General features: G+C 39.1%; 7 protein-coding genes. 4 read left to right on the forward strand and 3 right to left on the reverse strand.

Going from position 1 to position 11,004, the window contains the following annotated elements; genetic code table 11:
* Positions 1-389: 389 nt before the first annotated feature.
* Positions 390-1,637 (reverse strand): L-lactate MFS transporter, encoded by a 1,248-nt coding sequence (locus PN450_RS02165; RefSeq protein WP_271835284.1) that lies wholly within the window; start codon positions 1,635-1,637, stop codon positions 390-392.
* A gap of 187 nt (positions 1,638-1,824) precedes the next feature.
* Between PN450_RS02165 and PN450_RS02170 the strand changes: the two genes are divergently transcribed.
* Positions 1,825-2,463 carry a transaldolase family protein gene (locus PN450_RS02170; protein ID WP_148760152.1) on the forward strand — a complete coding sequence of 213 codons (639 nt, stop codon included), beginning with the start codon at positions 1,825-1,827 and terminating at the stop codon, positions 2,461-2,463.
* A 585-nt stretch (positions 2,464-3,048) separates the two neighbouring features.
* On the opposite strand, the gene PN450_RS02175 is transcribed toward PN450_RS02170, so the two are convergent.
* Positions 3,049-4,479, reverse strand: a complete 1,431-nt coding sequence (locus tag PN450_RS02175) for an MASE1 domain-containing protein (protein WP_271835285.1) — start codon at positions 4,477-4,479, stop codon at positions 3,049-3,051.
* Positions 4,480-4,880: 401 nt separating this feature from the next.
* Positions 4,881-6,575: an ABC-F family ATP-binding cassette domain-containing protein gene (locus PN450_RS02180; RefSeq protein ID WP_271835286.1), complete on the reverse strand. Its 1,695-nt coding sequence runs from the start codon at positions 6,573-6,575 to the stop codon at positions 4,881-4,883.
* A 531-nt stretch (positions 6,576-7,106) separates the two neighbouring features.
* On the opposite strand from PN450_RS02180, the gene PN450_RS02185 reads away from it, so the two are divergent.
* The 3 genes from PN450_RS02185 (at position 7,107) to PN450_RS02195 (ending at position 10,845) form a co-directional block, all read left to right on the forward strand.
* A complete protein-coding gene (locus PN450_RS02185; protein ID WP_271835287.1) occupies positions 7,107-9,299 on the forward strand; it encodes a cation:proton antiporter in 2,193 nt (730 codons plus the stop codon).
* Positions 9,300-9,339: 40 nt separating this feature from the next.
* Positions 9,340-10,014: an AMIN domain-containing protein gene (locus PN450_RS02190; protein WP_246863044.1), complete on the forward strand. Its 675-nt coding sequence runs from the start codon at positions 9,340-9,342 to the stop codon at positions 10,012-10,014.
* Positions 10,015-10,116: 102 nt separating this feature from the next.
* On the forward strand, positions 10,117-10,845 hold the full coding sequence (locus tag PN450_RS02195) for a Bax inhibitor-1/YccA family protein (protein ID WP_271835288.1): 729 nt from the start codon (positions 10,117-10,119) through the stop codon (positions 10,843-10,845).
* The last annotated feature ends 159 nt before the right edge of the window (positions 10,846-11,004 follow it).

The raw sequence follows: 11,004 nt of genomic DNA on the forward strand, positions 1-11,004 counted from the left end.
GAAGAAGAGAAGAATAGTATTGAATCTGGTCAAGTGATAGGTTTTTGCTGATTTCAACCCTTATTCCTTGCACCTGATTCACCTTTTTTACCTTCAAACTCTTGATATATCTCAGTTCTAGGTTTATTCAGCAGCCCCTACATATCAATTATCAAAAAAGAATTCAGGAGTTGGAATTGAATTCAATAATCTCTATTCTTGCTTAACTAACGGGATAATAACTGTAACTGAACACACTATAGGGATAAGATCCCCGACTTCTTAGAAAAGTCGGGGATCTGACTCTTGCAGAAAATTAAAAATAATTAGAAAATGCACATAATAATCCGACAACCCTCTAACTAATGTGGGAAAGCATAAGTTAAGAGGGGATGTCGAAAACGAACAAATTATCTGACTAAATCGGCATTGGCAGAAGTGCGTTTCAGCATGAATACAGCCACAATAATTCCCACAATGGCTAATCCCGCAGTTGGATAAAAGAAATTAGTGTAACTGCCGAAAATGTCTCTAATTTTGCCAGCTAATAAAGTTCCACCCAAAGCCCCCATACCGTAAGCAGTGAAGACAATACCGTAATTTTTGGCATAGTCTTGGGATTGAAACATGATTAAAGTGGAAGTAGGAGCGATCGCTAACCAACCCCCCAAAGCCAAGTAAAATAGCGAAAAAGCGACTATATAAGTGAGTACACTGCCCTTACCCGCACTCAGCATCATAATCGAACCAATCAAAATTAAAACAAAGGAAACAATTGCTCCCAACTTTGGCGTAAATTTGTCCGTAAACCACCCAAAAAACAACCGTCCCGCACCATTAAAAATAGCAAACAGAGAAACTGTATTTGCGGCTGTGGCTGCATCTAATTTAATAATTTCCTGTGCTAGAGGACTAGAAATACCAATAGCTGCCAGTCCCGCAAAAGAACCAATGGTATAACACAACCACAAGCCATAAAAACTGGAAGTCTGAAGAATTGATCCTGAAGTTGTCGTGTGAGAATTTGTTTGCACAGATCCGGGTGGAGTCCATCCTTCTGGCTGCCAACCTGGAGGAGGAGTTATGAGGACAGTAGAAATAGCCGTAATAATAACTGCAAAAGCAATACCTAAAATTACAAAAGTTTGCTGAACTCCAAAAGCATCTATCAGAAACTTGGCCAAAGGTGCAGTAATTAAAGGTGACAAACCAAATCCAATCACAGTAGCGCCTACAGCCAAACCTTTTTTATCAGGAAACCACTTAGCCACCACAGCCAATGGTACACCGTAAGCGATACCCACACCCATACCAGCAATCACACCATAGGTAATAGTTAGTGTGGGAATATTGCCACCCAAACTAGAGAGGATATAACCTACTGCCGTAATTAACCCACCAACACCTGTAATCAGACGAGTATCAAAACGATTGATATAAAAGCCAGTGATTGGCATTAAAATTGCGAATACAACCAGCAGCACCGTAAATGGTAATAGGCTATCAGTTGCACCCACACTAAGAAGTTTTTCCAAAGGTTTTCTAAAAATACTCCAAGAATAAACTGTACCCAAGCACAGTAAAACAGTGATACTTAGAGGTATCAGTAGCCATCGCCCTTTCTCCGCAGGCATACCAAATAATTGTAGTTTTTCCATTTGTTGTTATGTGAGGTGAATATATAATTTTTTTGCAGTATCTCACTTTTTGGCTAAATTGGCATAAATGTTTTTTATATTGAGGTGAGTACGTAGGATAGCGTGAAAAATTAGGTAAGATATTTCTGTTAATTCTTCTGGATAAACTGCTGTAAAGTAATCCTGAAAAGAATTAATCAGGGTTATTATGGCACTTTATTTAGATTCAGCTATTGCCGCAGAAGCCGAAATTGTTAAACATTGGGGTTGGGTAAAAGGTATCACCACCAACCCCACATTGTTAGCACAAGCCAACACCCCACCAGAAACCACCCTCAAAACCTTAGTTTCCTTAACTTCAGGTCCGGTATATTATCAACTCCTCGTTTCAGACAAAGAGAAAATGATAGCCCAAGGGAGAAAAGCTTTTGAAATTATTGGTTCTCAAACCATCTTAAAAATTCCTGCCACACCCCTAGGATTTGAGGTAGTAGCCACCCTTTCCTCAGAAATCACCTGTTCCGTCACCGGCATTTACAGCCCCGCACAAGCCGCAGTAGCCAAGGAAGCGGGGGCAAAAATCGCCATAGCCTATGTCAATCGGGCTGAACGCTTGTTAGGAGACGGTATTGCTTTGGTACGAGATATGGCCAGCATTCTCAAAGGCAGTGATGTGGAAATTTTAGCAGCTAGTATCAAGTCACCAGCAGAAGCAGCCGCGTCTCTCCAAGCCGGTGCTAATCATCTCACCTTACCTTTGGCAATGTTGCAAGCCATAGCAAGCCATGAATTTTCCAATCAAACCGTGATTGATTTTGCGGCTGGAGGAATCGGCTTAACAATTTAAATTAATAGCCTCTAGTATATACTCCAACACCATTAGTGAATAAATGAAGGGTTTCACCCCTCATCCTTAAAACCTTGATTTTCCATAATCAAAATATTTTAACATTGGTTTTATGGTCATAGACAAAATGGCTTAAAACCAGTGAAATCAAGCTATATCAGGGATGATGGGTGTGACCCCCTATTAATTATTCCCGGAAAATATAGATTACAAACTGTTGGCAATGAACAAATAAAAAATTTAAAAATAAATGCCAAATTGGCAACCATCATGAAACGAACCAGGCTAAATTATATGAGTCGAGCAAAAACAAGGGATTCGTTAAGAGACTGAATCAATTAGCAAAAAGCTCTTGTTAAGATTGCTTAAAAAATAAATAGAATTAGTATTTGCTGCCTAGGAATACCTGCCAAGTATAGACGTTATCGTTAACCTGCAAATTACCCCCCTAATTAACGGTTCTCGTCTGTATGAATAAAGTTCCTAATCGCTTCAGCAGCAAATGATAGAGTGGGAGAGAAAGGCGCTTGGTAATGCCTCCTCCCACTCTCTTTTTTTGGGTACTTTTTAGAAGTCGTGCAGCTTTTAATCTGTTGATTCTGACTGATAAATTCTGTGTTGAAAAAGTCTTTTTTGCACCAGTTGAATTGATTCTACAATTGCTTCTAATTTGACAGGCTTAGGAATAAAATCATCCATACCAACAGATAAACATTCATCTCTGTTTGACTGCATTGCATTGGCAGTCATAGCAATAATATAAGGACGATTAGTTTTACCCCATTCTTGATAAATTGCTTTTGTTGTTTCTATCCCATCTAATTCTGGCATTTGGATATCCATGAAAATAACATCATATATCTGTTGTTTCAATGCGGTTAATACCTCAACCCCATTATTGGTGAGAAATTGACTTTTGTAATTGTTAGCATCTACAGAATTTTGTTTTGCTAATTCTAATTCTAAATTTTGCTGAATAAGCTGTTCTTTTTGTTGCTCTAATATTTTTGCTATTTGCTGAAGTTCTAGGGATTTATCAAATAATTCCATTTGTGAATTTTTTAGGATTAATATTGCTGTTTTTCTTTCACTAATCACAGCATTTAATATAAGTGTTGTTAAGACAATTACCCCAATAAAGCATTGTAGTAATAAAAGAGATTCATTTAAGTTAGAACGATTAAATGCTCCTAGTCCTCTAACTGTTCCTAAAATAGCCATTACAGCTACAAGTACAATTAAGTTTGTAGCAGCTAGTTTCCCAAACCGAAAAACTGCCCAAACTAAACAAGGAATAATCATGTATTCTATAAAGTAGTTACTAAAAAAAGCATTTTCACATATAATAATAACAATTGTTAATAAGAGTAAGATTTCGATAATTCCCCAAAAAGTTCTTGATTTTAGGTTAATTGCAAATTCTTGTTTGTGCGTTAAGAAATATTCCTTAAATAACTCTCCCCAAGTTAGTAATGCTGGAGTAAAAATAAAGATTCCAGCTACGTTAGATATCCACCAAGTTACCCATACATTGGTAAAGTCAATAATAGATATTTTTCCTCCTAATGTTAATGCTGTTACTCCCGCAGTCGCATTCACAATTGGTCCAATCATCCCTGTGAATACTAAAAATTTTCTCATGTCGCTTAGTCGTTCTAGAGGAGAGGGTGTAGCAACTAATTTGCGAAATAGGAAACAACCCAGTAATATCCCAGAAGTTGTACCAATAGCAATTCCTAAAACCTGTAAAATTGAAGAAATTTGCGTAATGATATTGGTTGGATTAATAAATGCCCAAATATTTGCTAAGAATGACCCAATTAATACTCCTGGCCAAATCCAATACCCAAAAAGTAATATAGCAGCAGTAGCAAAACCATCAGGTGGCCAAACTGGTGTAACATTTTGGGGCGTAGAAGCGAGAATTCGAGAAAATTGTGCAGTTTCGTAGTAAACTAAAGCTAAAACTGCTATCCATGTAGAACGGACTGATATAAATCCTAAGTTAAATTTCATTAATTCATAATTGTATTTGACAGTAATATACAATAGGCATCTCCGGTAATTAAATGTGCGTGGTTTGAAACCCTTGTAGAGACGTTCTATAGAACGTCTCTACATTCATTTTCACCAGAGGTCTAATTGTTCAACTCTCTGTTAGTGTGATATCCATAACTGTAATCACTATTTTTACTTTTGATCAACAAAAACAAGCTGATACCCAGTCAGAAAAAAACTGAAGAATATGGATATCAGAGGAGCAACTGAATAATACAGGATATTTTTCTGATTTTTAGCAGCATTTCTCTAGTTAACCCAGGAAATCCCCCTTTCTATATTTTACAGTTGATCAGAAAAGAGGGATACAAGGACTTAGGGTTTTGGAGATAATTGCTTATACCCAATACCCAATTATTCTACTTCTGCTTTGCTCCAGCTTTAGCAGCTTTAGCGGCTTTTTTAGCAGCTTTTTCAGCTTCTGCTGCTGCTAATTCTGCTTGTTCTTTCTCTTCGGCTTTCTTATCGAGATAGTAGTGATAATCTCCTAAATAAACGCGGAATTCACCATCACGAATTTCGACGATTTTGTTAGCTACTTGGGAGATAAAATAACGGTCGTGGGAAACTACCAGGGCTGTACCATCATAGTTTTGCAAAGCCTCTTCCATCATTTCTTTCGCAGGAATATCTAAGTGGTTGGTAGGCTCATCCAAAATGATTAAATTCGCTGGACGTAAAAGCATTTTTGCCAATGCTAACCGAGCTTTTTCACCTCCACTCAATGCCCCAACTTTCTTAAATACGGTATCACCAGTAAATAAGAATCTTCCTAACAGTGTACGAACTTCTTCGTTTGTCCAGTTGGGAACTTCATCATGAATTGTTTCCATGACGGTTTTATTTAAATCCAACGCTTCCGCTTGGTTTTGCTCAAAGTAACCCGGAATAACGTTGTGATCACCTAATTTCACAATCCCTTCTGTGGGTGGTTCAACACCCATCATAATTTTTAATAGTGTGGATTTACCCGCACCATTGGGACCGAGAAACGCAATTCTGTCTCCTCTTTCCACTAGCAGATTTGCCGACAAAAACAGAATTTTATCCCCATAAACATGAGTCAAATCCTTAATTTCTACCACTTCTCTACCGCTACGACTAGCATCAGGAAAACGGAAATGCAGAGTTCTTACTCCGCCTGTGGGAGCTTCGATGCGTTCAATTTTATCTAGTTGCTTTTCTCTACTTTTCGCTTGGGTACTGCGGGTAGCACTGGCGCGGAATTTATCTACAAATGCTTGTTGTTTTTCTAATTCTTTTTGCTGACGTTCGTAAGCGTTAAGTTGTGCGTATTGATTTTCCGCTTTTTGTTGTAGGTAGGATGAGTAATTACCCAGGTAAGAACTGGAAACACCCCGTTCAGTTTCCACGATTTGGTTACACAGACGATCTAAAAATTCCCGGTCATGGGAAACTATCACCATGGGGGTAATTAAACCGCGCAGGTAATTTTCTAACCACTCAATGGTTTCTAAATCTAAGTGGTTTGTCGGTTCGTCCAGTAGTAACAAGTCGGGTTTTTGCAGGAGAATTTTCCCTAAACTCATTCGCATTTGCCAACCACCGGAGAAGGCACTAACTAGGCGATCGCCATCTTCTAGTTGAAATCCCATCTCTGGTAAGATCTTACCAATCCGCGAGTCTAAGTTATATCCGTCTAAAGCCTCAAATTGACGCTGTAACCTATCTAACTGATGAATTAGTTCATCTAACTCTTCTGGATTAGCAGTTTCCATTTCATGAGGGATATGAGCTAAAGCCATCTGCACTTCGTTGGCTTCTTTAAATACAGTCCAAAATTCTTCTCTGACTGTACGAGTGGGGTCAACCTCAAATTCTTGGTTAAGATAAGCTATATGTAGGCTGGAAGGGCGAATAATTTCCCCAGCGGTGGGTTCAATCTCCCCAGAGATGATTTTCAATTGGGTGGATTTTCCCGCACCGTTAACACCAACTAAACCAATCCGATCTCCTGGTTTGACTTCCCAGTTGATATCTTTAAGAACTTCGCCTGTAGGATAAATTTTACTGATATGTTCTAATCGCAGCATGAAGCGTCTCGTAGGTAGGGGACAGGGGGCAAAGCTAACGCCGTATATAATCTTAACAAAATTTAACGCCTTATGTACAATTTTTTGGCTAATTCTTTCCTAGAGTCAGGAGGTAGGGGCGCAGGCTCTGCACCCTTTGTCAGCAGAAAGAAGAGAGAAGAAGAAAAACGGGGTTTACCAGCAAGTGTTGTACATTACAACCGAGACATTTTTCCAACTTTTAGTTATAGTATTGTTTGACAATTTCTGGGTTATTATTGCCTTTTTTGAGGAAATAATTTATTGATCAAAGGTTCTGATCACTTTATTCTCTTGTTCTAGGTTTTATGCTTGCTAATTCTCAATTTTATTCGCGGTTTAACAATAAATTAATACTGATTTTTTGAGAAAATTAAGATAGTGAAGTAACAATAATTAACATCTTAAATTAATAAAAATAGCCGAAAATATATCTAATTAGATTAGGTTGACAATTTACACTCTTGTAAATAATTATCATAGTGAACCCGGATAATCGTTAATGAGGAAAATATGCACACAGTTGTTCTCGTTCTAGTTCAGGTGTTAATTGTAATTGGACTCTCCCGACTTGTGGGACTGGGATTCAAAGCAATTAAACAACCATTGGTAATTGGTGAGATCTTCGCTGGTATCATGCTTGGTCCATCATTATTTGGTTTAATTGCTCCCGGTTTAGCACATAGCCTGTTTCCCCCAGAAACAATGCCTTATTTGAATGTTTTATCGCAAATAGGGCTAATATTTTTTATGTTTCTGATTGGGTTGGAATTAAATCCTAAATATCTGAGTGGTAACTTAAAAACTGCCATTCTCATTTCTAATCTCAGCATTATTGTTCCCTTTGCTTCGGCTTTTGGATTATCTTTCCTCCTTTATCCTTTAGTTTCTGGCAACAATGTAAATTTTGCCCCTTTTGCCTTGTTTTTAGGGGCAGCCATGTCAATTACCGCCTTTCCTGTATTGGCGAGAATTATTACCGAAAATAACTTACAGGGAACTCGGTTAGGGACATTAGCCTTAACTTGTGCGGCAGTGGATGATGTGACAGCTTGGTGTATTTTAGCCGTAGCGATCGCTGTCGCTCGTCACGGTAGTATTGATCAACAAGCTATTTTCACCATTGTTGAAAGCATTGTTTATATTGGCTTCATGTTCACAGTTGGACGGTGGTTTCTCAAACGGTTAAGCAAACATCATCGTCGGGCTGGACGTTTGAGTCAATTCGTTCTCGCTGTAATTTATATGGGAGTTGTGTCCTCTGCCTTAATTACTGAATTTATTGGCATTCACCTAATTTTTGGGGCATTCTTATTAGGCGCAGTCATGCCCAAAGATGAGGAATTAGTCAGAGAGTTAGCCATCAAAACTGAAGATTTTGTGCTCATCTTTCTCTTACCAATCTTCTTTGCCTACAGTGGTTTAAAAACACAAATTGGTTTACTTAACAGTCCTCATTTATGGCTATTGTCTGCTTTGATTTTATTAGTAGCAATTGGTGGTAAATTTACTGGTGCTTATATAGCTGCTCGAATTAGTGGCATTGACAAACGCGAAGCATCAGCCCTGGGTTGGTTAATGAATACTCGCGGTTTAACCGAGTTAATTGTCTTGAACATTGGTTTAGAGTTAGGCGTAATTACCCCCTTACTTTTCACCATGTTAGTAATTATGGCTTTGGTGACAACATTCATGACTTCACCATTACTGGAATGGACTTATCCTAAGCGCCTAATCAGATTAGATATAGTTGAACCAGAAGCAGAAATTCCCTCAGAAGCTGTACCAGCCCCCAGCGAACCTTACCTCATCCCATATCGGATTTTAGTCCCAGTTGCCAATCCCAATGCCCAAAAAGGTTTGTTACAGTTAGCAACAGCGATCGCAGTCAACAACCGACAACCTGCTATTGTTTATCCCCTCAGTTTTATTGAACTCGAAGAAGACTATGGCTTTGAAAGTACCCCCACCGAAGCCGACAGACTGATTGCCGAGCGTCGCCAAAAATTAGAAGAATTAATCGCCACCCTAGAACCACCACTAACACGTTCCTGTATCCATCCCATAGTTCGCATATCTAGCAATGTTGCTAGAGAAACAGCACAAATAGCCAAAATTGAACAACCCGATTTAGTTCTCGTCGGTTGGCATCGTCCAGCTTTTAGTAACAATCGGTTAGGGGGAAGAGTCGGACAAATCCTGGGGACTACACCAGTAGATGTCGCCGTATTTGTAGATAAAGGTGGCGAACGTTTAGAAAGTTTATTAGTTCCCTACTCTGCCAACATTCATGACGATTTAGCATTAATTATCGCCCTCAGAATGCTGATTAATCGGGATACTTGTATGTTACAAGTTTTACAAGTCTTTAAAGGCAATCATGTCCAAGACGAATTAAGTTATGAACTCAACACCATGATTGAGCAGTTACCCAAAAGTGTCCGCGATCGCATTGAAATTAAAACTGTTACATCCCCAGAACCAATCCAAGCGGTAATTACTGCCTCAGAAAATGTTGATTTAACCATTGCTGGTACTAGCCGTCTGTGGGGAATAGAACGTCAAACTCTGGGAAGATACACAGATCAACTCGCCATCCAATGTCGTTCTTCATTACTCATTACCCGTCGTTACAGTCAAGTTACCTCACACCTCACCGCCCTTTTACCAGCAGTTAATACCCAAGAAATAATTCGTAATTCTTAATTTTTGCCAACCAGGTACTATATTGAAGCACCACCAAATTATGAAAACAATAACTAATAAAATTCTTCCATCTATCGGGGTAAGTTTATGTGGTTTAATCACCCTTACCCCCAATATCAGTATTGCCCAACCAATCGCACAACTTAATAATTGGGAATTTAACCCCAAATCCCAGCAGTTAGAAATTAATATCTCCGCAACTGCAACACCCCAATATTTCTACCTAATTCAACCACCACGTCTGGTTCTCGATTTACCTAATACTAAACTCGGTAAAGTCCTCACCCAAAAAGAATATGCCGGTGCAATTCAGAAAATTCGTATTTCTCAACTTAACGCCAATATTACCCGCATAGTTCTTGATCTAGCACCAGGAACCAAATTCCAACCCAACCAAGTACAACTTCAACCTCTTTCTCGACAAAAACCCACGCGCTGGGTATTCAATCCTCATCTTACCTTTTCTCCCGCTAACAGTCTGTTAACAAAACCCACTACCACCCTACCACCATCCACAAACCTCACAAGCAACTCCCAACAACCCTTAATCACCGTCCCACCCCTAAATTCTCAAAACCCGTCACCAATCAACAATTCACCCCTACCTGCTGCCATGTTTCCCACACCTGAAGAAAACAAAAACAGTTCCCCCAATCACCCTAAAGAAATTCCCATTATCGAATTTGGTCAACCTTTACCCAGCCAAAAATTTTAGGTTAACAGATTTACCGACTGGTTTCTCCACCCAAAAATTTGTAACAATAGAAATTAGCAAGTTATTTTCTTCAGTTTCCATCTTTTTTGGCAGTTTTTAGATATGAGTAATTCCAGCAACTTTCGTGAAGCTTTCCGTGAGGCCAGAACTCATGGCATCGTTGGTCCCAATGTTATCGCTAACGCCCTCCCCTATGTCGGTGCTGGATTGGTGCTGACAGCATTCGGAACTTATGGTGGTTTAGGTGTTATCCGCACTAATCCCGGACTCTTTTTTCCTACCTTCATTGGGGCAGTAATTCTCGAATTAATTTTGTTCTTCGTTGCCCAAAATGTGGCATCCAAAGGTAACAAAGCCCTAGCTTTACCTCTATTGGGTATTTACAGTCTATTATCTGGATACACATTGAGTGGCTTGGTATTTGTAGCTTTGAGAACCCAAGGGGTAGGTATTCAAGGTATTGCTATTGCTGCTTTAAGTTGTGGCATTACCTTCATTGTTGCCCGAAAAATCGGTTCTAACCTTTCGGAAGCAGACGGTATGGCTTTGACAAAAACCATTAGTTTAGGCATTGTTGCCTTATTGGTGGTTTGTCTGCTCCAATTTGTCTTTGCCTTGTTTGGCGTTTATACACCCAGTTGGTTAGAAATTGGTATCTCTGGTATAGGTGTATTTCTCTTCGCAGGAGCATCAGTAGTTGATTTCTACATCTTGCCTCGTACCTACCGCAATGATGAATATTTACCAGCAGCTTTGTCAATGTATCTCACCTACATTAACTTATTCGTTTTTATCTTACGCTTGCTCATTGCTATCAATGGTCGTGATTAAGTATCTGTAAGCATAGAAAAGTGAACTACCTACACTTCCCTTGCGGGTAAGTATAGGCTTCCTACCCAGTTAACAGCTTTTTGCTCTTCGAGAACAACAAGACTGATGTTAAGGCGATAGGCTGACCCCTCGTTCCAAAGGCAAAATCAAGGTTAATCA

The sequence above is a fragment of the Dolichospermum lemmermannii CS-548 genome (genome assembly GCF_028330815.1).
Lineage (GTDB): Bacteria > Cyanobacteriota > Cyanobacteriia > Cyanobacteriales > Nostocaceae > Dolichospermum > Dolichospermum lemmermannii.

What these genes read in the sequence shown, in the direction of transcription:
- PN450_RS02165 (WP_271835284.1), bottom strand. Translation starts at nt 1,637, where the DNA reads ATGGAAAAACTACAATTATTTGGTATGCCTGCGGAGAAAGGGCGATGG.
- PN450_RS02170 (WP_148760152.1), top strand. Translation starts at nt 1,825, where the DNA reads ATGGCACTTTATTTAGATTCAGCTATTGCCGCAGAAGCCGAAATTGTT.
- PN450_RS02175 (WP_271835285.1), bottom strand. Translation starts at nt 4,479, where the DNA reads ATGAAATTTAACTTAGGATTTATATCAGTCCGTTCTACATGGATAGCA.
- PN450_RS02180 (WP_271835286.1), bottom strand. Translation starts at nt 6,575, where the DNA reads ATGCTGCGATTAGAACATATCAGTAAAATTTATCCTACAGGCGAAGTT.
- PN450_RS02185 (WP_271835287.1), top strand. Translation starts at nt 7,107, where the DNA reads ATGCACACAGTTGTTCTCGTTCTAGTTCAGGTGTTAATTGTAATTGGA.
- PN450_RS02190 (WP_246863044.1), top strand. Translation starts at nt 9,340, where the DNA reads ATGAAAACAATAACTAATAAAATTCTTCCATCTATCGGGGTAAGTTTA.
- PN450_RS02195 (WP_271835288.1), top strand. Translation starts at nt 10,117, where the DNA reads ATGAGTAATTCCAGCAACTTTCGTGAAGCTTTCCGTGAGGCCAGAACT.